The organism is Streptomyces sp. NPDC015131 (assembly GCF_043079975.1).
Classification (GTDB): Bacteria; Actinomycetota; Actinomycetes; order Streptomycetales; family Streptomycetaceae; genus Streptomyces.
In genome coordinates this window covers 24,697-47,329 of the sequence record NZ_JBIBVB010000005.1, presented here as the reverse complement: position 1 = coordinate 47,329, position 22,633 = coordinate 24,697, and the positions used below count along the sequence as shown (strand labels likewise).

Here is a 22,633-nt window from a genome sequence, read left to right as displayed (position 1 = left end):
CACCCGGCTACTTGTCGATGTCGCCGACGACGAAGAAGAACGACCCCAGGATCGCCACCATGTCGGCGACCAGCGTCCCCGGCAGCAGCTCGACCAGCGCCTGGATGTTGTTGTAGGACGCCGAGCGGAGCTTGAGGCGGTACGGCGTCTTCTCGCCCCGGGAGACCAGGTAGTAGCCGTTGAGCCCCAGCGGGTTCTCGGTCCACGCGTAGGTGTGGCCCTCGGGCGCCTTCAGGACCTTGGGCAGCCGCTGGTTGATCGGGCCGGGCGGCAGCTCGGCCAGCCGGTCCAGGCAGGCGTCCGCCAGCTCCAGCGCGTTGTGGGTCTGCGCGAGCAGGCACTCGAAGCGCGCCAGGCAGTCGCCCTCGGTGCGGGTGACCACCTCCAGCACGTCCCGCAGCTCCCCGTACGCCAGGTACGGCTCGTCCCTGCGCAGGTCGAAGTCCACACCCGAGGCGCGGGCGATCGGGCCGCTGACCCCGTACGCGTGCACGGTCTCCGGCGGCAGCACGCCCACCCCCCGGGTACGGCCCCGGAAGATCTCGTTGCCGAGGACGAGCCGGTCGTAGACGTCCATCCGGGAGCGGACCTCGGCGATCGCCGCCCGGGCCCGGCCGGTCCAGCCGGCCGGCAGGTCCTCCTTGAGGCCGCCGACCCGGTTGAACATGTAGTGCATCCGGCCGCCGGAGACCTCCTCCATCACGTGCTGGAGGTCCTCCCGCTCACGGAAGGCGTGGAAGATCGGGGTGATGCCGCCCAGTTCGAGGGGGTACGAGCCGAGGAACATCAGATGGTTGAGGACCCGGTTCAGCTCGGCGAGCAGGGTGCGGGTCCAGACGGCGCGCTCCGGGACCTCCATGCCGAGCATCCGCTCCACCGCCAGGACGACACCCAGCTCGTTGGAGAATGCCGACAGCCAGTCGTGGCGGTTGGCGAGCATGATGATCTGGCGGTAGTCCCGCGCCTCGAAGAGCTTCTCGGCGCCCCGGTGCATATAGCCGACCACCGGCTCGGCGTGCCGGATCACCTCCCCGTCCAGGACGAGGCGGAGGCGCAGCACCCCGTGCGTGGAGGGGTGCTGGGGCCCGATGTTCAGCACCATGTCGGTGCTCTCCGCGGCACCGCCGATGCCGACCGTGGTCTCCGTCATGCCGGACAGTATCCCTCGCCGGGCACCGGCTGGAGCAGCCAGGTGAAGTCGCCGAGCCCGCCCCGCGCGGTCAGCTCGGCCGCCTCCCCGGCGTGCGCGAGGGCTCGTACGTACCCGGCGGGGTCGGTACGGGCGAGGTCCAGCGGCGGGCGGCCGCCGCTGACCCCGAGGCGCCCGAGGGCCTCCCGCTGGGACAGCCGGACGGGAGCGGGCCGGGAGGGTACGAGGCCGGGGCCGGGGGCGTCCGGGCCGGTGCCGCCCAGGGCGTCCCCGCCCGTCGCACCCGCGCCGTCCGTGCCCCGACCCGCGCCGCCCGTCCCCGCACCCGCGCCGCCCGTGCCCGGATCCGCGCCCACCGCCCCCGCGCCCACTGCCGCCGCGCCGTCCAGGGCGTCCCCGCCCGCGCCCACCGCACCCGCGCCCACCGCACCCGCGCAGGCGTCCAGGGCCACATGCGCGGTGATGTCGCACGAGCCGTCCGGCACCGGCGGGACCTCCCGCCCCTCCCGGAACCCGCTCAGCGTGCCGAACGGCGGCCGGCGGCCCGCCCCGTGGGCGTAGTCCACCGCCACCGCGAGGCCCGCCGCCAGACCGCCGACCGCCCGCGCCCACGCCTCGTCCCGGGGCCGGCCGATCTCGGCGCGCTCACCGGGCTCGCGCAGCGGCCACCAGCGGGCCAGCCACGCGGCGTCCGCGCCCGCCACCGGCGCGCCCAGCCGCTCCGTGCCGTCGGGCGCCACCTCCACGTACCGGGGCGTGCCCGAGTCGTCGAGCTGCGCCACGTCCACCGGGACGTTGTCCAGCCACTCGTTGGCGAAGAGCAGCCCGCGCACCCCGGACGGCGCCTCGGCGCACCACGTCACGCGCGGGTCGAGGCCCTCGGGCGGGGCGGCGCGCTCGACGGCGTACGCCCGCACCCGCAGGCCGTCCGGCGCGGCGGCCGTCACCGCCGTGACCAGCTCCCCCCGGCCCGCGCCCATGTCGACCAGGTCCACCTCGTCCGTGCCGAGCCGTTCCGCGACCTCCATGAGCAGCCGGGCCACCGCCCCGGCGAACAGGGGCGAGGCGTGCACCGACGTACGGAAGTGCCCCGCCGGGCCCTCGGGCCGCAGGTAGAAGCCGCCGGGCCCGTACAGCGCCGTCTCCGTGGCCGCGCGCCAGCCCCGCCACGGGCCGCGTTGACACGTCTCATCGTTCACGGGCACCAGTCTCCACCTTGCGGAGTACGCCTCCGCCCGCCGGATCGACCCTCCGGTTGACCCCTGCACCTATCCGGTTTCCCTACGCTGGGTGACGTGCAGCGTCTCTATGACTTCCTCCGCAGACACCCCACGGGCGTCGACAGTTTCTGGGCTGTGATGCTCCTCGGGTTCTCCTCGCTGTGGGTGGTCCAGGCCCCGGAGGGCGCCGAACCGCGTTTCGCCGCCGCCGGGATCGTGCTGCTGCTCTGCCTCGCCCTCGCGCTGCGCCGCCGCGCGCCGGAGAAGGCGCTGCTGCTCACCGCCGCCCTGGGCGTCGCGCAGCTGGTGCTGGACATCGAGGTCAACCCGGCCGACTTCGCGATGCTGGTGGTGATCTACACGGTCGCCGCGCAGAGCGAGACCGCCCGCTGGCCGCGGCGGCTGGCGCTGGCCGGCGGGCTGTGCGCGGCGCCGCTCGCACAGCTGCGGTGGCCGGAGCCGACCGTCTCCACGGCCGGCAAGATCTTCCTCACGGTCGTGATGACGGTGCCGTTCGTCCTGGCGTGGGTGCTCGGCGACTCGATGCGCACCCGGCGGGCCTACTTCGACCAGCTCGAGGAGCGCGCCTCCCGGCTGGAGCGGGAGCGCGAGGCGCAGGCCAAGGTGGCGGTCGCCGCCGAGCGGGCCCGGATCGCCCGCGAGCTGCACGACGTCGTCGCGCACAACGTCTCCGTGATGGTGGTCCAGGCCGACGGCGCCGCCTATGTCCTGGACAGCTCGCCGGACCAGGCCAGGCAGGCGCTCGACACCATCTCCACGACCGGCCGCCAGGCGCTCGCCGAGATGCGCCGGCTGCTCGGCATCCTGCGCACCGGGGAGCCGCAGGACTCCGAGGACTACGTCCCCCAGCCGGACGTCCAGCAGATCGAGGAGCTGGTCGAACAGGTCCGGGCCGCCGGGCTGACCGTCGACTTCCGGGTCGAGGGCACCGCCCGCCCGCTGCCGAGCGGGGTGGAGCTGACCGCGTACCGCATCGTGCAGGAGGCCCTCACCAACACCCGCAAGCACGGCGGCCCGGACGCCGGGGCGAGCGTGCGGCTGGTGTACTTCGACGACGGTCTCGGCCTGCTGGTCGAGGACGACGGGCGCGGCGCGGCGCACGAACTGTACGAGGACGGCGGGGCCGACGGCCGCGGCCACGGGCTGATCGGCATGCGGGAGCGGGTCGGTATGGTCGGCGGCACCCTGGACGCCGGACCGCGGCCGGGCGGCGGATTCCGGATCAGCGCCCTGCTGCCGCTCAAGCCCGCCCACTGAGACCCACGAGACTCACGAGACCCACGAGACCCACGAGACCCACGAGACCCACGAGACCCACCGGACCCGCGAGACCCACCAGACCCACCGGCCCCGCGAGACCCACTGAGACCCACCAGACCCGCCCGCCCCCGCTCCCGAACTCTCCGTCCCCTCCGCAGAACCGAGGAATCGCATGCCCATCCGCGTGATGCTCGTCGACGACCAGATGCTGCTGCGCACCGGTTTCCGCATGGTGCTCGCCGCCCAGCCGGACATGGAGGTCGTGGCGGAGGCGGGCGACGGGGCCGAAGCCCTGGAGATCCTCCGCGCCACCGCCGTGGACGTGGTCCTGATGGACGTCCGGATGCCGAGGCTCGACGGCGTCGAGGCCACCCGCCGCATCTGCGCCGGGCCGAACCCGCCCAAGGTGCTGATCCTCACCACCTTCGACCTCGACGAGTACGCCTTCTCCGGGCTGAAGGCGGGCGCCAGCGGCTTCATGCTCAAGGACGTGCCGCCGGGCGAGCTGCTCAGCGCGATCCGCTCGGTGCACAGCGGGGACGCGGTCGTCGCCCCGTCCACCACCCGGCGGCTGCTGGACCGCTTCTCGCCGATGCTCCCCGCGACCGGCCCCGAGCCGCGCGACAAGACGCTGGAGAAGCTGACCGAGCGGGAGCGCGAGGTGATGATGCTGGTCGCCCAGGGGCTGTCGAACGGCGAGATCGCCGCGCGGCTGGTGCTCTCCGAGGCCACGGTCAAGACGCACGTGGGCCGCATCCTCACCAAGCTGGCGCTGCGGGACAGGGTGCAGGTGGTGGTGCTCGCGTACGAGACGGGTCTGGTACGGGCCGGGGGCGGCGGCGCGGCCTGACCGTCCGGCCCCGCCGCGTACCCCCGCCTCAGCGGAGCACCGTCTCCAGGAAGTCGCTGCCGATCCGGGCCACCGCCGCCACGTCCAGCTGGTGCAGCACGTACCGGCCGCGGCGGCGGGTGCTGACCAGCCCGGCCTTCTTCAGCACGGCCAGGTGGCGGGAGACCTCCGGCGGGGTGATGCCGTACGTGTCGGCCAGCTCCCCCGTGGTGTACGCGGCCCTCGCCAGGTTCCGGCACAGCCGCATCCGCATGGGGTGGGCCAGCGCGTCCATCCGGAGCTGGAGCAGCTCCACCGAGGCGGCGCCCGGCAGCTCCGCCCCGCCGACCGGGTAGTGGACGACCGGCCGCCAGCCCTGGGCGTGCAGCACCGAGAGATGCGGCCGGCCGAAGCTCGTCGGGATGAACGTGACGCCCGGGGCGGCGCCCGGCTCGAAGGCGGTGGTCCGCCCGTTCGCCAGCTTGTCCACCGCGACGCACCGCCGGGTGCCGTCCGCCGAGACCTCCAGCGACACGGCCGGTGACACCGCCCGCAGCGTCTCGGACAGCCCCTTGTGGCGCAGCAGCTCCGTCTTGTGCCGGGCGTCGGCGGCCAGCCCGGGCGCCGTACGCCGCCAGGTGTCCGCGAAGAACGCCTCGTCGCAGTCCTCGAACAGCCGGCGCAGCCAGGCGCGTACGCCCGCCGGGTCGGCCAGCAGCCTGCGGGTGAAGTCCAGCTGGCGGGGCCCGCGGTTCGCGGCCAGCTCCAGCGCCCGCGCCTCGCTGACCGAACCGCCCGTCGCGTACCGCTCGGAGCAGGTGAACTCCAGCGCGGCGGCCATGAACAGGTCCTCGTCCAGCCGGTCCAGCACGTCCAGTTCCTCGGCGAGCGTGCCGCCGGTGCGGCCGTCGCCGCCGCGTATCCCGGCGTACGGCATGAAGATGTCCGAGAACGTGGTGATCCACAGGAAGTTGGCCTCGTGCAGCCGGTCCGCCAGGTCCGGCTTGAGCGCGGCGGCGGTGGCGGTCGCCCAGCCGTGCAGCGCCGGATGGTGGCCGGGCTCGGCCAGCGCGTGCAGCGCCACGCCCAGCTCGGCGAGGGGCGACGGCTCGAAGACGATGCGCTCGGGCGGCAGGCCCGTGATGTCGATGATCACGCTCACCCGCCCATGGTGAGGGGTACGGCGACCGGTCGGGCCCCGATTGACGGGCCTCGTCAATCGGCGATGCGCCGGCGGCCGGGCGGGCGGAGGGTGGCAGGCATGAACGCCCTGCACCAGCACATGATCGACCTCTACCGGGCGGCCCGCCGGGGCGAGGCGCCCCCGCCGCCCCCGGGCCGGGACGACGCCGCCGTCCTGCGCGAGATCCGCGACCGGCACCGCGACCGGCACCCGGACCCGCACCGGGACCCGCCTTGCGGCCGCCCCGCGGGGCCGCCGGACGGCGGGTCCACAGGCTGTGGACGGGGGCCTGGCCACGCGTAACGCTGGCGTAGCATGACGAGAAATCGTCCGGTACCCCCCGCGGACTGGAACGGAAGGCCGTCGACGCGTGAACGCACCCTCACCATCCCGCCCCGCCCGGCTCACCGTCGGTGTCGTCGGCGCCGGCCGGGTGGGACCGGCCCTCGCGGCGGCGCTGCGGCTCGCCGGGCACCGCCCCGTCGCCGTCTCGGGCGTGTCCGACGCCTCCCGCCGGCGCGCCGCCGAACTGCTGCCGGACGTCCCGCTGGTGCCGCCCGCGCAGGTGCTGGCCCGCGCCGAGCTGGTGCTGCTCACCGTCCCGGACGACGCGCTGCCCGCCCTCGTCAAGGGCCTCGCCGACACCGGGGCCGTGCGCCCCGGGCAGCTCCTGGCGCACACCTCCGGGCGGTACGGCGTGGGCGTGCTCGACCCGGCCCGCCGCGCCGGGGCGCTCCCGCTCGCCCTCCACCCCGCCATGACGTTCACCGGCACCCGGGTGGACGTCGACCGGCTGGCCGGGTGCTCCTTCGGCGTCACCGCGCCCGAGGAGCTGCGCCTGGCCGCCGAGGCCCTGGTCATCGAGATGGGCGGCGAGCCGGAGTGGATCGAGGAGGCGGCCCGTCCGCTCTACCACGCGGCCCTCGCCCTGGGCGCCAACCACCTGGTCACCCTGGTGGCCCAGTCCATGGAGCTGCTGCGGCAGGCCGGTGTGGCCGCGCCGGACCGGATGCTGGGCCCGCTGCTGGGCGCGGCCCTGGACAACGCCCTGCGGTCCGGGGACGCCGCGCTGACCGGTCCGGTCGCGCGCGGGGACGCCGGCACGGTCGCCGCGCACGTGGCGGAGCTGCGCAAGCACGCGCCCGCCACCGTCGCCGGGTACCTCGCCATGGCCCGGACCACGGCGGACCGCGCCCTCGCCCACGGCCTGCTCAAGCCGGAGCTGGCGGAGGACCTGCTCGGTGTCCTCGCGGACGGCTCCACCGGCGGCCCGGGCGAATCCGGCGGACCCGACGGCTCCGGCGGCCCGGGCACATCCGGCGGGCCCGGTTCCGGAGGACCCGACCGTTCCGGAGGACCCGACCGCCCCGGCGGACCCGACGCCACGGGCCAGGGCCCGGAAGGAGACAGCGGCCGATGAGCCCCGACTTCGCACTGATCCCGACCGGCGAGGACCTCGGGTACGTCCTGGAGCACCACGCCTCCCGGGGCCGCACCGCCGTCGTCATGACCATGGGCGCCCTCCACGACGGCCACGCCACCCTGGTGCGGGCCGCGCGGGAGCACGTCGGCCCGAAGGGGTACGTCCTGGTCACCGTGTTCGTGAACCCGCTCCAGTTCGGCGCGGGCGAGGACCTCGACCGCTACCCCCGCACCCTGGACGCCGACCTCAGGACCGCCGAGCGGGCCGGCGCGGACGCCGTGTTCGCCCCGTCCGCCGACGAGGTCTACCCGGGCGGCGAGCCCCAGGTGCGGATCTCGGCCGGCCCCATGGGCGAGCGGCTCGAAGGCGCCTGCCGCCCCGGCCACTTCGACGGCATGCTCACCGTCGTCGCCAAGCTGCTGCACCTGACCCGCCCCGACGTGGCGTTCTTCGGCCAGAAGGACGCCCAGCAGCTCGCCCTGATCCGCCGCATGGCCCGGGACCTGAACTTCCCCGTCGAGATCGTGGGCGTGCCGACCGTCCGCGAGCCCGACGGCCTGGCGCTGTCCAGCCGGAACCGGTACCTGGCCCCCGGCGAGCGGCGCACCGCCCTCGCGCTGTCCGCCGCGCTGTTCGCCGCCCGCGACCGGCTCGCCGCCCAGACCGCGCTGCTGGCCCGCGCCGAGACGCTGCCCGCGTCCGAGAGCCGCGCCGAGGCGCTGTCCCGGCTCGGCGAGGCCCGCGCCGCCGCCGACGCCCACGCCGTGGCCGCCGCCGCCCCCGGGGCCGGGGCGGACGCGGTTCGGGCGGCGGCCCGCGCGGTACTCGACGAGGCGGCCAAGGCCGACCCGCCGCTGCGGCTCGACTACCTGGCGCTCGTGGACCCGGCGGACTTCACCGAGGTCCCGGACGACCACACCGGCGAGGCGATCCTCGCCGTCGCCGCCAAGGTCGGCACCACGCGGCTGATCGACAACGTCCCCCTCACCTTCGGAGCCCCCGCATGACCGGCATACGCCTCCAGGCCCCCGCCCCCGGCTGGGCCATCGACGCCGACGTCGTCGTGGTCGGCTCCGGCGTCGCGGGCCTGACCGCCGCACTGCGCTGCACGGCCGCCGGGCTGCGTACGGTCGTCGTCACCAAGGCCCGCCTCGACGACGGCTCCACCCGCTGGGCGCAGGGCGGCATTGCGGCGGCCCTCGGCGAGGGCGACACCCCCGAGCAGCACCTCGACGACACGCTCGTCGCCGGCGCGGGCCTCTGCGACGAGGAGGCCGTACGCCTCCTGGTCACCGAGGGCCCCGACGCGGTGCGCCGCCTGATCGACACCGGCGCCCGCTTCGACACCGACGCCGCCGGCACCATCGAGCTGACCCGCGAGGGCGGCCACCACCGCCGCCGCATCGCCCACGCCGGCGGCGACGCGACCGGCGCCGAGATCTCCCGCGCCCTGGTCGGCGCGGTCCGCGACCGGGCCGTCCGCACCATCGAGAACGCGCTCGTCCTCGACCTCCTCACCGACGCCGCCGGCCGCACCGCCGGAGTCACCCTGCACGTCATGGGCGAGGGCCAGCACGACGGCGTCGGCGCCGTCCACGCGCCCGCCGTCGTCCTCGCCACCGGCGGCATGGGCCAGGTCTTCTCGGCCACCACCAACCCGGCCGTCTCCACCGGCGACGGCGTCGCGCTCGCCCTGCGCGCCGGCGCCGAGGTCAGCGACCTGGAGTTCGTCCAGTTCCACCCGACCGTCCTCTTCCTCGGCCCCGACGCCGAGGGCCAGCAGCCGCTGGTGTCCGAGGCGGTACGCGGCGAGGGCGCCCACCTCGTCGACGCGGACGGCGTCCGGTTCATGGTCGGTCAGCACGAGCTGGCCGAGCTGGCCCCGCGCGACATCGTCGCCAAGGGCATCACGCGCCGGATGCGCGAGACCGGCGCCCGCCACATGTACCTCGACGCCCGGCACTTCGGGCCCGAGATGTGGGCCTCCCGCTTCCCCACGATCCTCGCCGCCTGCCGCGCCCACGGCATCGACCCCGTCACCGAGCCCATCCCGGTCGCCCCCGCCGCGCACTACGCCTCCGGCGGCGTCCGCACCGACCTGCACGGCCGCACCACGGTCCCCGGCCTCTACGCGTGCGGAGAGGTCGCCTGCACGGGCGTCCACGGCGCCAACCGGCTCGCGTCCAACTCCCTCCTGGAGGGCCTGGTCTTCGCCGAGCGCATCGCCGACGACATCGCCGCCTCCCCGGCCCGGGCGGGCGACCCCGTGCCGCACCCGGCGCCCACCGTCCTGCCGCTCCTCGACCCGGCCGCCCGCCCCCGCGTCCAGCACGTCATGACCACCGGAGCGGGGGTGCTGCGCTCGGCCGCCAGCCTCGCCGAGGCGGCCGACGCCCTGGATGCCGTGCACGCCGAGGCGCTGGCCGCGGCCGCCGCCGGGCCCGCGCCCGCCGGGCCGGACGCCGGTTCCGCCCCGGGCATCGGTTCCGTCGCGGGCGCCGGTTCCGCCGGTTCCGCCCCGGGCAAGGCCGCCGAGCCCGGCACCGACTCCTGGGAGACCACCAACCTGCTGTGCGTCGCCCGCGTCCTCGTCGCCGCCGCCCGCCGCCGCGAGGAGACCCGCGGCTGCCACTGGCGCGAGGACCGCCCCGACCGCGACGACGCCGCCTGGCGCCGCCACCTGGTCGTCCGCCTGCGCCCCGACCGGACCCTGGACGTCCGCCCCACCGACACCCAAGACTTCCCCCCGACCGACGCCGACGCCCCCAGGGAGCCGTAACCGTGAGCACGCCCGAAGAACGCCCGCAGCCCGTGGACGTACCCCTGATCAACATCAGCGCCCCGGCCGAACCGGCGGGCGGCGGCTGCGGTGACGGCTGCGGCTGCGGTGGCGACGAGGTGTACGAGTGCGGGCTCGACCCCGCGCTCGCCGCGCTCCTGGTGAACGCCGGCCTCGACCCCGTACTGGTCGAGGACGTGGCGTACCGCGCCATCGAGGAGGACCTGGACGGCGGCGTCGACGTGACGTCCGCCGCGACCGTCCCCGACGACGCCGTCGCCACCGGCGACTTCACCGCGCGCGAGACGGGCGTCGTCGCCGGCATCCACGTCGCCGAGGCCATCCTCTCGGTGGTCTGCACCGAGGAGTTCGCGGTCGAGCGGCACGTCGCGGACGGCGACCGCGTCGAGGCCGGACAGAAGCTGCTGTCGGTCACCACCCGCACCCGCGACCTGCTCACCGGCGAGCGCAGCGCGCTGAACGTGATGTGCCGGCTGTCCGGCATCGCCACCGCCACGCGCGCGTGGGCGGACGCGCTGGAGGGGTACAAGGCCGAGGTCCGCGACACCCGCAAGACCACGCCGGGCCTGCGCGCCCTGGAGAAGTACGCGGTCCGCTGCGGCGGCGGCGTCAACCACCGGATGTCGCTGTCCGACGCCGCCCTGGTGAAGGACAACCACGTGGTCGCCGCCGGCGGTGTCGCCCAGGCGTTCAAGGCCGTACGGGACGCCTTCCCCGACGTACCGATCGAGGTCGAGGTGGACACCCTCCACCAGGTCCGCGAGGTCCTGGACGCGGGCGCCGACCTGATCCTGCTGGACAACTTCACGCCGGCCGAGACCGAGGAGGCCGTCGCCGTCGTCGCCGGCCGGGCCGTCCTGGAGTCCTCCGGCCGCCTGACACTGGACAACGCCGCCGCGTACGCCGCGACCGGCGTCGACTACCTGGCGGTGGGCGCCCTCACCCACTCCTCCCCGATCCTCGACATCGGCCTCGACCTCCGAGAGGCGGACCAGGGCTGATGCTGCTCACGATCGACGCGGGCAACACCCACACGGTGCTGGGCCTCTTCGACGGCACCGAGATCGTCGAGCACTGGCGCATCTCCACCGACCCGCGCCGCACCGCCGACGAGCTGGCCGTCCTGCTCCAGGGCCTCATGGGCATGCACCCGCTCCTCGGCGACGAGCTGGGCGACGGCATCGAGGGCATCGCCATCTGCTCGACCGTCCCGTCGGTGCTGCACGAGCTGCGCGAGGTCACCCGGCGGTACTACGGGGACGTCCCGGCCGTCCTCGTCGAGCCGGGCATCAAGACCGGCGTCCCGATCCTCACGGACAACCCCAAGGAGGTCGGCGCCGACCGCATCGTCAACTCGGTCGCGGCGAGCGAGCTGTACGGCGGCCCGGCGATCGTCGTCGACTTCGGTACGGCGACGACCTTCGACCCGGTCAGCGCGCGCGGCGAGTACATCGGCGGGGTCATCGCCCCCGGCATCGAGATCTCCGTCGAGGCGCTCGGCGTCCGGGGCGCCCAGCTCCGCAAGATCGAACTGGCGCGTCCGCGGAGCGTGATCGGCAAGAACACGGTCGAGGCGATGCAGGCGGGCATCGTCTACGGCTTCGCCGGCCAGGTCGACGGCATCGTCAGCCGCATGCGCCGCGAGCTGGTCGGCCGCGACGGCGACCCCGCCGACGTCACGGTCATCGCCACGGGCGGGCTGGCCCCGATGGTCCTGGGCGAGGCGACGGAGATCGACGAGCACGAGCCCTGGCTGACGCTGATCGGGCTGCGCCTGGTCTACGAACGCAACGTCTCCCGCCTGTAGCGCCCACCCGCCCTGGGCGCTACCCGCGGGGCGGGTGGCCCCCACCCGTTGTGGGGCGGTGGTCTCGCCCGTCCCACCCGTTGTGGGCAGTCGTCCCGCAGGGCGGGACGGGTGGGCACAACGGGTGCCCCCGAGGGCGGTGCCTCGGCGGGCGGTGCACCCCGGTGGGGGTGGGGCGGGGCCCCTCCGGGCTCACCTCCTCGCGGTCGGCGGGTTGCCCTACCGGTCGGGTAACCGCGACGCCGCCGATCCGCTGCGGGGGCGACCCTGCACGGCCCCACCCCGGTGGTACGCCGACTGCGGGTCGTGGGTGGGAGGGGCACGGCCCCACACGGTGGGTGGCAGGGGCACAGGCCCATGCGTGGGGCAACGCGCCCGAAATGCCGCGCTAAACGAATTTTGTCTGATTAGACCGTATCGTCGCACCATGCCCACGCCCTACGGATCCCGCGGCGGCCTGGCGTTCGGCGCAGACGAGCTGCGTGTGCTCCGACGCGCCCTCGCCCATGCCCTCCACCCCGCGCCCCTCGACGACGAAGACGTGCAGGACTGCCTGCGACTCGCCGGCTCCGTGGACGAGGCTGTCCGCGAAGCCGGCCGGATGCGGGCCTTCCTCCTCGCCGACCTCGCCCGCTACCGCGACGCGCTCCCCGGCTCGGCGGCCGGGTACCTGGAGCTGCTCCAGGACGCCCTCGCCGCCGGGTACGACCCCCGCCCCGAGGACCTCGCCGCGCTGCGGGGCCTGCGGGGGACGCCGGTGGGCGCCGCGCTCCTGGCGCGCTGCCAGACCCTCGCCGAGCACTCCGTACGCACCCGTCTCGCCGGGCGGCACGTCGCCCCCGCGCCGCGCACCCGGCTGCTCGCCCTGCCGGGGGGCCGCAAGGGCGAGCCCGAGGAGCCCAAGCCGCGGCCCGCCCCGCCGAAGCCCGGCCCGGTGCCCACCGAGCGCCCGGTGCCCAAGCCGTCCGAGGTGTTCCCGCCCCGCAAGCGCCCCGCCGCGCCCCCGTCCCGGCAGCGGGCGGCCGGCTAGCTACTCTGGGGGGCATGGAATACGTATCCGCGCTCCTGCCCCCCGTGGTGATGGCCGCCTTCTTCATCGGCCTCGTGGTGACGATCGTCAAGAGCCAGGGCGGCCCCAACAAGGCCAAGGAGGACGCCGCGGTGGACGCGGCGCTCGCCCGCGCCGAGTCCGCCCGCCAGGCCGACGGGAGCACCGCCGCCGGCCAGGTCTGACCCCGCCTGCCCCGCGCGCCGAGGGCGTACGACGACCCCCGTCGTACGCCCTTTTTGGTACGTCAATAACCAGCTGTTCCGACTCCTCCCACTATGGTGGCAATGTGCCCCGTCAATTGGGAGAGCTCGAAGACGCCGTCATGACACGGGTGTGGCAATGGAACCGGCCCGTCACCGTCCGGGAAGTCCTGGAGGATCTCCAGCAGGAACGGTCCATCGCCTACACCACCGTCATGACCGTAATGGACAATCTCCATCAGAAGGGCTGGGTGCGCCGGGAAGTCTCGGGCCGCGCCTATCGATATACGGCGGTCTCCACTCGTGCCGCCTACTCGGCCGCACTGATGAACGAGGCGTGGTCGAAGAGCGACAACCCCGCCGCCGCACTCGTGGCCTTCTTCGGCATGATGTCGCCCGAGCAGCGGGAGGCCCTCAACGACGCCGTGCGGATCGTGCAGCGCGACACTCCGGAACCGGCCGGGGAAGTTCCGCCGGAGGACCGGGCCGCCGGGGGCGGGACCGGGCCGGGGCGATAGCGTCCGGACATGTCGTCCTCCTCTCCGCCCCCCGGGCTTCCGCCCCGGGGGAAAGCCGTGACAGTGCGCCGCGCCCGGACCGGTGATGTGCAGGCGATCCGCCGGCTCGTCGATCCGTACGTCGGTGAAGGCATCCTGCTCGACAAAGCACCCGTGACGCTTTACGAGGACATCCAGGAGTTCTGGGTCGCGGAACGCGACGAAGACGGTACGGTCGTCGGTTGCGGAGCCCTGCACGTGATGTGGGAAGACCTCGCCGAAGTGCGCACTCTCGCCGTCGACCCGGACTTCACGGGCGCCGGCGTCGGGCATCACGTGCTCGACAAGTTGCTGCACACCGCCCGCTGGCTCGGTGTGCGCCGGGTTTTCTGCCTGACCTTCGAAGTGGACTTCTTCGCGAAGCACGGCTTCGTCGAGATCGGGGAGACCCCGGTCGCCGGAGATGTCTACGCCGAGCTCCTCCGTTCCTATGACGAGGGCGTCGCCGAGTTCCTCGGTCTCGAACGAGTGAAGCCGAACACCTTGGGCAACAGCCGGATGCTTCTGCACCTGTGATCCGGCGATCCCGGCACCCTATGTCCGAATCGCGCATGTTTCCCGCGCTCTCGGGGTTCTGAACCTCTCCCAGGGGTTTGTGTTTTCCAGGGAAAAGCGGTTTCCTTTCCGCGTACTGCATTTTCGATGAAAGGAAATCCGGTGGCACAGAAGGTTCAGGTCCTTCTTGTCGACGACCTCGACGGCGGCGAGGCGGACGAGACGGTGACGTTCGCTCTGGACGGCAAGACCTACGAGATCGACCTCACCACCGCCAACGCGGACAAGCTCCGCGGTCTGCTGGAGCCGTACACCAAGAGCGGCCGTCGCACGGGTGGCCGCTCCTCGGCCGGCCGCGGCAAGGGCCGGGCCGCCGCGAGCGGCAGCCCCGACACCGCGAAGATCCGCGCGTGGGCCAAGGAGAACGGCTACAACGTGAACGACCGCGGCCGGGTGCCCGCCGACATCAAGCAGGCCTACGAGGACGCCAACCGCTGAGCCCGGACGGCGCCCAGCAGCCGGACCCGGTGGCACTCCGCCGCCGCCGCGTCCACCAGCCGCACCAGGTCCGGGGCGCCGGCACCGCCGCCCAGGGCCGACATGGCCGGAAGGGTGGGCTCCACCTCGCGCCCGGGCACGGGGGGACGCAGCCACGACACGGCGCCGGGTGAGCCGGGCCCGCTCCGTCCTGGGGGAACGGGAGCGGCCGTCCGGTCACCGGCGCCCAGCACGGTCAGGTCGAGGGCGATCCCGCCCCACTCCAGCCAGTCGAGCAGCCCCGGCAGCTCGTCCGCGGCTCCCGCCGCCACCAGCAGCCGCATCCGCCGGCCGGCGAGGGCCACGGGCGACCGGCCCCCGAGCCGCCGCAGCACCGCGTGGCCGGCCGCGGCCGGCAGCTCCAGGACGTCGAAGCGCAGTCCCGTGAGCAGCTCGACCGAGCCGGGGGCGCCCCCTTGCGCGGTGGCCCAGCCGAGCCGGTGCTCGTACCACCACGCCGTCCCGCCGTCGTCGGACGGGGGGCGGGGTGAGGGCACGGGAAGCGTGAAGGCCATGTCCGGGGAACTCGCCGGCGGGCGTCCTGGTTACGGACGGCATCCGGACCGGCACGGTGTGTGCGCAACAGGTGGGGCGCCCGGGACGCGGGAGAACGCAAGGGTGTTCGCCCGTAGCTGAGGGAACCGGGGTCTGCCGCATGGAGTGTCCGTGCCGACGGGTAAGACATTCCTTGTGGGGAGGGGCGACACGCAGGATCGGACGTCTCACGTTCGCCATCGGCGTACTGCCGGTGAGGGTAAGTGCCTGGCCTGCGGGAACATCGTCTCGGACCATGGGGTTGGAGCATTTGTCGGCGTTCGGGTCAGGAGGCCAGAGACGGGTGTCGGCAGTTGGAATGAGCGGTCCCCGCTTGCGGGACTAAGCTGCGGAAGGACAGGGAGGGGACCGACCCCTTACTGCCTGACCGCTCTGAGGAGCGATTAACGATGTTCGAGAGGTTCACCGACCGCGCGCGGCGGGTTGTCGTCCTGGCTCAGGAAGAAGCCCGGATGCTCAACCACAACTACATCGGCACCGAGCACATCCTCCTGGGCCTTATCCACGAGGGTGAGGGTGTCGCCGCTAAGGCCCTGGAGAGCCTCGGGATTTCGCTCGAGGCGGTCCGCCAGCAGGTGGAGGAGATCATCGGCCAGGGCCAGCAGGCCCCGTCCGGCCACATCCCCTTCACGCCCCGTGCCAAGAAGGTCCTGGAGCTGTCGCTCCGCGAGGCCCTCCAGCTCGGCCACAACTACATCGGCACCGAGCACATCCTGCTCGGCCTGATCCGCGAGGGCGAGGGCGTCGCCGCCCAGGTCCTCGTGAAGCTGGGCGCCGATCTCAACCGGGTGCGGCAGCAGGTCATCCAGCTGCTCTCCGGCTACCAGGGCAAGGAAGCCGCCACCGCCGGCGGCCCTGCCGAGGGCACCCCCTCGACGTCCCTGGTCCTCGACCAGTTCGGCCGCAACCTCACCCAGGCCGCTCGTGAGTCCAAGCTCGACCCGGTCATCGGGCGCGAGAAGGAGATCGAGCGGGTCATGCAGGTGCTGTCCCGCCGGACCAAGAACAACCCGGTCCTCATCGGCGAGCCCGGCGTCGGCAAGACGGCGGTCGTCGAGGGCCTGGCGCAGGCCATCGTCAAGGGCGAGGTGCCCGAGACCCTCAAGGACAAGCACCTCTACACCCTGGACCTGGGCGCGCTGGTCGCCGGCTCCCGCTACCGCGGTGACTTCGAGGAGCGCCTGAAGAAGGTCCTCAAGGAGATCCGCACCCGCGGCGACATCATCCTCTTCATCGACGAGCTCCACACCCTGGTGGGTGCGGGCGCCGCCGAGGGCGCGATCGACGCCGCGTCCATCCTGAAGCCGATGCTGGCCCGCGGTGAGCTCCAGACCATCGGCGCCACCACGCTCGACGAGTACCGCAAGTACCTGGAGAAGGACGCGGCCCTGGAGCGCCGCTTCCAGCCCATCCAGGTCGCGGAGCCGTCGCTGCCGCACACCATCGAGATCCTCAAGGGTCTGCGCGACCGGTACGAGGCCCACCACCGCGTGTCCATCACGGACGAGGCGCTGGTGCAGGCCGCGACGCTGGCCGACCGGTACATCTCGGACCGCTTCCTGCCGGACAAGGCGATCGACCTGATCGACGAGGCCGGCTCCCGGATGCGCATCCGCCGGATGACCGCGCCGCCGGACCTCCGCGAGTTCGACGAGAAGATCGCCGGTGTCCGCCGGGACAAGGAGTCCGCGATCGACTCCCAGGACTTCGAGAAGGCGGCCTCTCTCCGCGACAAGGAGAAGCAGCTGCTGGCGGCGAAGGCCAAGCGGGAGAAGGAGTGGAAGGCCGGCGACATGGACGTCGTCGCCGAGGTCGACGGCGAGCTGATCGCCGAGGTCCTGGCGACCGCCACCGGCATTCCGGTCTTCAAGCTCACCGAGGAGGAGTCCTCCCGGCTGCTGCGCATGGAGGACGAGCTCCACAAGCGCGTCATCGGGCAGAAGGACGCCATCAAGGCCCTGTCGCAGGCGATCCGCCGTACGCGCGCCGGCCTGAAGGACCCGAAGCGCCCGGGTGGCTCGTTCATCTTCGCCGGCCCGTCCGGTGTCGGTAAGACCGAGCTGTCCAAGACGCTCGCCGAATTCCTCTTCGGCGACGAGGACGCGATGATCTCCCTCGACATGTCGGAGTTCAGCGAGAAGCACACGGTTTCCCGTCTCTTCGGCTCCCCGCCCGGATACGTGGGTTACGAGGAGGGCGGCCAGCTCACCGAGAAGGTGCGCCGGAAGCCGTTCTCCGTCGTCCTCTTCGACGAGGTCGAGAAGGCCCACCCCGATATCTTCAATTCCCTTCTCCAGATCCTGGAGGACGGTCGCCTGACCGACTCCCAGGGCCGGGTCGTGGACTTCAAGAACACGGTCATCATCATGACGACCAACCTCGGGACCCGGGACATCTCGAAGGGCTTCAACCTGGGCTTCGCGGCCCAGGGTGACGTCAAGACCGGTTACGACCGGATGAAGGCGAAGGTCAACGAAGAGCTGAAGCAGCACTTCCGGCCCGAGTTCCTCAACCGTGTCGACGACACGGTGGTCTTCCACCAGCTCAGCCAGGAAGACATCATCCAGATCGTCGACCTGATGATCGCCAAGGTGGACGAGCGCCTGAAGGACCGCGACATGGGCATCGAGCTCAGCGGTTCCGCCAAGGAGCTCCTGGCCAAGCACGGCTACGACCCCGTGATGGGCGCCCGCCCGCTGCGCCGGACCATCCAGCGCGAGATCGAGGACCACCTCTCGGAGAAGATCCTCTTCGGCGAGCTGCGCCCCGGTCACATCGTGGTCGTGGACACCGAGGGCGAGGGTGAGGACAAGAAGTTCACCTTCCGCGGCGAGGAGAAGTCCGCGCTGCCGGACGTCCCCCCGATCGAGCAGGCCGCCGGCGGCGCCGGCCCCAACCTCTCGAAGGACGCGTAAGCGGTAACCCCCGCTGAAGGGGCTGCCCCGGCCGTACGTCACCGTACGGACCGGGGCAGCCCCTTTTCCGTACCCCGGCGACCGGGAGCCCCGGGCCCATGACGGGGGACGTTCACACACGCCCCGGGGAACAGGCGCCGCGCCTGGTCGCCGAGCCGGTCCGGGTCGGTGCCGGGGGCCCCGAAGAGGTCGACGTGGGCCAGCCCGGGGAACGCGGCGGGCAGCTCCTCCAGGTGCGCGGCGTGGTCGACGCCGTACACCTCCAGCACCGCGAGGTGCGGGTGCGCCCCCGGCGCCGCCGCGGTCCTGGCCGTACGGGCGTCGATGCCGAGGTGCTCCAGGCGCGGCAGACCGCGCAGCGGTGACAGGTCGGCGACGGCCGGGCAGTCGGCCAGGTAGAGGTGGCGCAGGCGGGGGAAGCCCTGGAGGAACGACACGTCCGCCAGGGTGCCGTTGCCCCGGAGGTCGAGCCGGGTGAGCTGCCGCGGGTCCAGGTACGCACCGAGCTGCTCAGCCGGGAAGTTCCCCTCCACCTGCATCCAGGGCCTGCCTCCCAGGCTCCGGAGGTGGGCCAGCTCTGCGGTGGACTTGGCGACCAGGTAGAGGTCGTCGTGGGGGAGCCGGGCGACGATCTCGCGGCCGTAGGACTCGGTGTCGAACCGGTGCCAGGTCCAGGCGAGCTGTCCGCGTACGGCGGGGGAGGGGTGGTCGACATAGCGGGCGAGGACCGGGACGGCCGCGTCGGTGCCGACCCGGGAGGCGGTGACCGTGACCGCGAGGGCGTGCTGGTCACCGGGCACCTCGTCCGGTCCCGGGAGCAGCCCGAGGACCAGCGGCCCGGCGGCCGCCAGTTCGAGCGCCTCGGCGGGGGAGGCGGGCGGGACCAGCGCGGAGACCCGCCGGGTGACGCGCTCCCGTACGGCCGGATCGATCTCCGTGGCCTGCTCCAGCGCGGCCGCGGCGACCACGGTGAGCCGGCAGCGGGTGGAGCGGTCCGGGGTGTCGTCGATCCGGTCGAGCAGGGCACCGAGGAGTTCCGCGCGCTCCCGGGGGCGGGCGTGGGCGACGGCCATCCGGAGCACGTCCTCCCACTGGTCGTCCTCGGCGTTCCGTACCAGCAGGCCGATGTCCCACTCCTCGACCATGGCCCGCGCGGCCAGGTAGTCCTGGAAGGTGCGGTGCACGAAGTCGACAGTGCCGGGGGCGGGCTCCCGGAGCAGTCCGCTCCGCTGGAGCAGGTGCCCGAGGACCTTCCCGGGGTCGCCGGCCTCCGCCGCCTCCGGGACGGCCCGCATGGCGCCCGCGAGGAGGGCCTCCGCCCGGGAGCGGTCCATGGCCGTGCGCCCGTTGCGCGTCAGCCAGTGCGCGAGCCGTTGCAGCAGCTGGATCTGGGCCTCCTCGCCGAGCACCAGCCCGGTGAGGTTGCCGAGCCGCCGCTCCCGGTCCCGGCGCTCCAGGAGCATCGACAGGGCCGCGTCGTACAGCGCCTTCCGGCCGCGCGGCAGGAAGCCGCGGCGGTCCCGGTGAAGGGCGCAGATCAGCCCGCACATCAGCGGGTTGACGGCGAGGCGTCCCAGGTCGGCCCGGGTGCGTACCGCCATGAGCAGGGTGTCGCGCAGGCTTCCCCCGGCACCGGCCGCGGTGTGCCAGCGGCGGATGAAGGTGCCGACCTCGCTGTGGCTCATGGGTGCCAGCGTCAGCTCGGTGAACCCCTCGCGGGCCAGCCAGTCCTCGCGGATCGCGGCGGGCCGGGACGTGACCAGCCAGCGGCTGGTGCCGTACACCGCGAGGAGGTCCCGGAGCCACGCCCGGGCCTCCTCCCGCTCGGCCGGGGGCACCTCGTCCAGTCCGTCGACCAGCACCAGGGCGCGCCCGCCGTTCAGGACGCGGTCCGCCCAGCCGTCGGGCTGACGGCCGGCGAGCGGGCAGCCCACCGCGTCGAGGAAGCGGTCCGGGCCGGGCAGCCTCTCCCCGTGCCGGGTCAGGCCGCGCAGGGGCAGCACGAAGGGGACCACGTCGTGGAGGTGCGCCCGGGCGGCTCCGGGGCCCGGGCGGGCGGCGGTCACCGCGAGCCACTGGACGAGGGTGGTCTTCCCGGAGCCCGCGTCGCCGCGCAGCAGGACGCGGTCCCGTTCGGCGAGGGCCCGGTCGGCGGTCAGGGACGCCGGCGCCGACCGCGGATCCGGGGGCGAGCCCGTGGTGTGGGTGGCCTCCAGGCTGAGGTAGGCCAGGTCCAGGGGCCACATGTCCGCGGAGTGGTCCAGGTCCACGCCGTGGATGGTCAGCCGCCCGTACTTCTCCGCCAGGTGGTCGCGGTAGCGGCGTTCGAAGGCGGTGTCACGGGCGTCGGGGCGGGGTGTGCGCCGGATGAGTTCGTCGATCTTCGAGATCAGCTCCGCCTGGGCCCTGGTCTGCTCGACCAGGGTGCGGGCCACGAACGTCGACCGGGTGGTCAGGAAGTGCAGGACGTGGAGGCAGGCGGAGTCGAGCAGCCGGTCGTGGAGGTGGGTGGCGTCGGCCGACAGATACCGCTGGGGGGAGCCGGAGGCGCCGCGCAGTCTCCGGGCGAGGGCCTCGGGGCCGAGGCCGACGGCCTGGGCGTCGGTGAGGCCGAGGTCCCCGAGGCTGGAGAGGGTCGTGGTGAGGGCGTCCACGACCGCCTGCTCCTCGTCGGGCGGTACGGGCCGCTCGCCGGCGCGCAGGGCGCGGTCGACCAGCTCGGCCGCGATCTTCCGGACGTCGGCCTCCCGCACGGTGGTCTTCTCCGAGAAGGAGAGGAGCGCGGTCAGGCGTACGGGCCGGTCGACCAGCCCGGCGCCGGGGCCCTCCGGGCGGAACAGCTTCCTGACGAGCGGGGCGATGGCGCTCGACGCGAGGCGGGTGCCGATGAGTGCTGGGTCCACGTGTGTCCCCCCGGAGCCGTGGCGGTGATCGTCGACCGCCGAGCGTAGTCCGGATCGCGTGGGCCAGGTCACGAATCGGGGCGGCGCGTGGTGACAAGGCGCACAGGCCATTTCGGACGTACTACGCGGAATAGTGCGCCCGGCCGGGGAGGGGCGGGCGTTCCCCGGGGTTGTGGCGGGTGCCGGGGGCGCCGGGCGGGCGCTGGGGCGCCGGGCGCCGTGGTGCGAAGGGGGCCAAACCTTACTTTCCAAGGACATATCGGGCTCAAGCCCCGGTGAGCCATGCCCGTCAAGAGGCTGCGTCACACCGTCCCCTCTACGACCTGATGTCGTAGATGGGGGGTTTGAGGCGAGATGGGGGGCCGGGTTACCAAGGATGAGTCAACCCGCCCGGCGCGCCGCTCGCGTCGGGTCCGTTCTTGTCCGGAGGACTTCCCCGTATGTCGAAGCGCGTCATCAACCCCAGCCGCAACGCCGTCGTCGCTCTCGCCGCCGCCGGCCTGGGAGCGTCGATGGTGTTCGGAGGCGGTGCCGCCTTCGCCGCCGACAGCAAGACGACCCCCGTCGCCGCCAACCCGGCCGCCGCCGTGGCCGCCCAGGCCGACGCCCAGGCCAAGGCCGCCGCGCAGAAGGCCGCCGCCGCCAAGAAGGCCGCCGCCGCGAAGAAGGCCGCTGCCAAGAAGGCCGCCGCGAAGAAGGCCGTCTCCTGGGTCAAGCCGGTCGGCCAGTACCACCTGACCGCCAGCTTCAACCAGGGCGGCAACATGTGGTCCCACAAGCACTCGGGCCAGGACTTCGCCGTGCCGGTCGGCACCCCCGTCAAGGCCGCCCACGCCGGTACCGTCGTGAAGGCCGGCCCCAACGGCGGCGGCGACGGCCCCGCGTACGGCAACGCCATCGTGGTCAAGCACGCCAACGGCCAGTACTCGCAGTACGCCCACCTGTCGAAGATCAACGTGCACGCCGGCCAGAAGGTGAAGACCGGCCAGCTGATCGCCAAGTCCGGCAACACCGGTAACTCGTCCGGCCCGCACCTGCACTTCGAGATCCGTACGACCCCGAACTACGGCTCGGCGCTCAACCCGGCGAAGTTCCTGCGCTCCGAGGGCGTCATCATCTGATGCCCCGACCCGGCGGGCTCAGCCCCGCGCCGGCCCGCCATGGGCCCGGGTCACCAGATCGACGGCGACGTCGAGGACGGCTTCACGCTTCTCCTCGGGGTCGCCGTCGACGTGCTGCATGAAGAACATCCCGGCGTGCATCGTGAACAGCGCGCTGACGCACCGCACCCGGTCGGCCATCGCCAGGTCCGGCTCCTCGATCAGGCCGGTGAGCGTGATCATGCGCTCCTTGAACGTCTCGCCGATGCTCAGGTCCCGTACGGTCGCCTGGTTCTCCTGCATGAACCGGAACAGCGGCGTCGCCCCGATGAGGGCGGCGTGGTAGCGGCGGAGGATCTCCGTCTTGGTCTCCAGCGTCCGCGGCTGCTCCTGGGCCCAGGCGATCAGGTCGTCGATGGGCCTGGTCAGGTCGCGGAACAGGCTGATGACGATGTCCTCCTTGGTCTTGAAGTGGTAGTACAGCGCCGCCTTCGTGACCTCCAGCCGCTCCGCGATCTCCCGCAGCGAGGTCTTCTCGTAGCCCTGCTCGGCAAAGAGTTCGAGGGCCACGTCCTGGATGCGCTGACGGGTGTTGCCTCTGGCCATGGTCCGCTCCCACGAAACTTA

At 73.4% G+C, this 22,633-nt stretch carries 21 protein-coding genes; 15 read left to right on the top strand and 6 right to left on the bottom strand.

What is annotated here, in order from left to right; translation table 11 throughout:
* Window positions 1–7: 7 nt before the first annotated feature.
* Both ACF08D_RS20385 and ACF08D_RS20380 read right to left on the bottom strand, forming a co-directional pair.
* Window positions 8–1,150, bottom strand: coding sequence for an NADH-quinone oxidoreductase subunit D (locus ACF08D_RS20385; RefSeq protein WP_392224151.1), 1,143 nt, complete (start codon window positions 1,148–1,150; stop codon window positions 8–10).
* A complete protein-coding gene (locus ACF08D_RS20380; protein ID WP_392224150.1) occupies window positions 1,147–2,349 on the bottom strand; it encodes an SAM-dependent methyltransferase in 1,203 nt (400 codons plus the stop codon). Before ACF08D_RS20380 ends, ACF08D_RS20385 begins: the two co-directional genes overlap by 4 nt.
* Window positions 2,350–2,445: 96 nt before the next feature.
* On the opposite strand from ACF08D_RS20380, the gene ACF08D_RS20375 reads away from it, so the two are divergent.
* On the top strand, window positions 2,446–3,648 hold the full coding sequence (locus ACF08D_RS20375) for a sensor histidine kinase (protein ID WP_392224149.1): 1,203 nt from the start codon (window positions 2,446–2,448) through the stop codon (window positions 3,646–3,648).
* Window positions 3,649–3,823: 175 nt separating this feature from the next.
* Complete coding sequence (locus tag ACF08D_RS20370) at window positions 3,824–4,501, top strand: response regulator (protein ID WP_392224148.1); 678 nt, start codon at window positions 3,824–3,826, stop codon at window positions 4,499–4,501.
* Window positions 4,502–4,529: 28 nt separating this feature from the next.
* Here ACF08D_RS20370 and ACF08D_RS20365 read toward each other — a convergent pair whose 3' ends face one another.
* On the bottom strand, window positions 4,530–5,636 hold the full coding sequence (locus ACF08D_RS20365) for a DUF5937 family protein (RefSeq protein WP_392224696.1): 1,107 nt from the start codon (window positions 5,634–5,636) through the stop codon (window positions 4,530–4,532).
* Window positions 5,637–5,741: 105 nt separating this feature from the next.
* Here ACF08D_RS20365 and ACF08D_RS20360 point away from each other — a divergent pair, with 105 nt between their 5' ends.
* The 11 genes from ACF08D_RS20360 to ACF08D_RS20310 all read left to right on the top strand — a co-directional run bounded on the left by ACF08D_RS20360 (window position 5,742) and on the right by ACF08D_RS20310 (window position 14,494).
* Complete coding sequence (locus ACF08D_RS20360) at window positions 5,742–5,966, top strand: hypothetical protein (RefSeq protein ID WP_392224147.1); 225 nt, start codon at window positions 5,742–5,744, stop codon at window positions 5,964–5,966.
* 67 nt (window positions 5,967–6,033) lie between these two features.
* Entirely contained in the window at window positions 6,034–7,083 is a 1,050-nt protein-coding gene (locus tag ACF08D_RS20355) for a Rossmann-like and DUF2520 domain-containing protein (RefSeq protein ID WP_392224146.1), read from the top strand.
* Entirely contained in the window at window positions 7,080–8,093 is a 1,014-nt protein-coding gene (gene panC / locus ACF08D_RS20350) for a pantoate--beta-alanine ligase (protein ID WP_392224145.1), read from the top strand. Before ACF08D_RS20355 ends, panC begins: the two co-directional genes overlap by 4 nt.
* A complete protein-coding gene (locus ACF08D_RS20345) occupies window positions 8,090–9,865 on the top strand; it encodes an L-aspartate oxidase (protein WP_392224144.1) in 1,776 nt (591 codons plus the stop codon). The genes panC and ACF08D_RS20345 overlap by 4 nt, the downstream gene beginning before the upstream one ends.
* Before the next feature lie 2 nt (window positions 9,866–9,867).
* The gene (nadC, locus tag ACF08D_RS20340; RefSeq protein ID WP_392224143.1) at window positions 9,868–10,887 is read left to right on the top strand and encodes a carboxylating nicotinate-nucleotide diphosphorylase; all 1,020 of its coding nucleotides are present in this window, start codon (window positions 9,868–9,870) and stop codon (window positions 10,885–10,887) included.
* Window positions 10,887–11,693 (top strand): type III pantothenate kinase, encoded by an 807-nt coding sequence (locus ACF08D_RS20335; protein WP_392224142.1) that lies wholly within the window; start codon window positions 10,887–10,889, stop codon window positions 11,691–11,693. Before nadC ends, ACF08D_RS20335 begins: the two co-directional genes overlap by 1 nt.
* A gap of 457 nt (window positions 11,694–12,150) precedes the next feature.
* Complete coding sequence (locus ACF08D_RS20330) at window positions 12,151–12,723, top strand: hypothetical protein (protein WP_392224694.1); 573 nt, start codon at window positions 12,151–12,153, stop codon at window positions 12,721–12,723.
* A gap of 14 nt (window positions 12,724–12,737) precedes the next feature.
* On the top strand, window positions 12,738–12,926 hold the full coding sequence (locus ACF08D_RS20325; protein ID WP_392224141.1) for a hypothetical protein: 189 nt from the start codon (window positions 12,738–12,740) through the stop codon (window positions 12,924–12,926).
* Window positions 12,927–13,030: 104 nt separating this feature from the next.
* Window positions 13,031–13,462, top strand: a complete 432-nt coding sequence (locus ACF08D_RS20320; RefSeq protein WP_392224140.1) for a BlaI/MecI/CopY family transcriptional regulator — start codon at window positions 13,031–13,033, stop codon at window positions 13,460–13,462.
* Between the two features lie 9 nt (window positions 13,463–13,471).
* On the top strand, window positions 13,472–14,017 hold the full coding sequence (locus ACF08D_RS20315; protein ID WP_392224139.1) for an amino-acid N-acetyltransferase: 546 nt from the start codon (window positions 13,472–13,474) through the stop codon (window positions 14,015–14,017).
* Window positions 14,018–14,158: 141 nt separating this feature from the next.
* Window positions 14,159–14,494 (top strand): Lsr2 family protein, encoded by a 336-nt coding sequence (locus ACF08D_RS20310; RefSeq protein ID WP_392224138.1) that lies wholly within the window; start codon window positions 14,159–14,161, stop codon window positions 14,492–14,494.
* Here ACF08D_RS20310 and ACF08D_RS20305 read toward each other — a convergent pair.
* Window positions 14,473–15,048 (bottom strand): SCO3374 family protein, encoded by a 576-nt coding sequence (locus ACF08D_RS20305; protein ID WP_392224137.1) that lies wholly within the window; start codon window positions 15,046–15,048, stop codon window positions 14,473–14,475. The genes ACF08D_RS20310 and ACF08D_RS20305 overlap by 22 nt on opposite strands.
* A 429-nt stretch (window positions 15,049–15,477) precedes the next feature.
* Between ACF08D_RS20305 and ACF08D_RS20300 the strand changes: the two genes are divergently transcribed.
* Window positions 15,478–18,003 carry an ATP-dependent Clp protease ATP-binding subunit gene (locus ACF08D_RS20300; protein ID WP_392224136.1) on the top strand — a complete coding sequence of 842 codons (2,526 nt, stop codon included), beginning with the start codon at window positions 15,478–15,480 and terminating at the stop codon, window positions 18,001–18,003.
* Between the two features lie 38 nt (window positions 18,004–18,041).
* On the opposite strand, the gene ACF08D_RS20295 is transcribed toward ACF08D_RS20300, so the two are convergent.
* Window positions 18,042–20,906, bottom strand: a complete 2,865-nt coding sequence (locus ACF08D_RS20295) for an NACHT domain-containing protein (protein ID WP_392224135.1) — start codon at window positions 20,904–20,906, stop codon at window positions 18,042–18,044.
* A 440-nt stretch (window positions 20,907–21,346) separates the two neighbouring features.
* Here ACF08D_RS20295 and ACF08D_RS20290 point away from each other — a divergent pair, with 440 nt between their 5' ends.
* On the top strand, window positions 21,347–22,027 hold the full coding sequence (locus tag ACF08D_RS20290; protein ID WP_392224134.1) for a M23 family metallopeptidase: 681 nt from the start codon (window positions 21,347–21,349) through the stop codon (window positions 22,025–22,027).
* Window positions 22,028–22,045: 18 nt separating this feature from the next.
* Here ACF08D_RS20290 and ACF08D_RS20285 read toward each other — a convergent pair whose 3' ends face one another.
* Window positions 22,046–22,612: a TetR/AcrR family transcriptional regulator gene (locus ACF08D_RS20285; RefSeq protein WP_392224133.1), complete on the bottom strand. Its 567-nt coding sequence runs from the start codon at window positions 22,610–22,612 to the stop codon at window positions 22,046–22,048.
* Window positions 22,613–22,633: the final 21 nt, after the last annotated feature.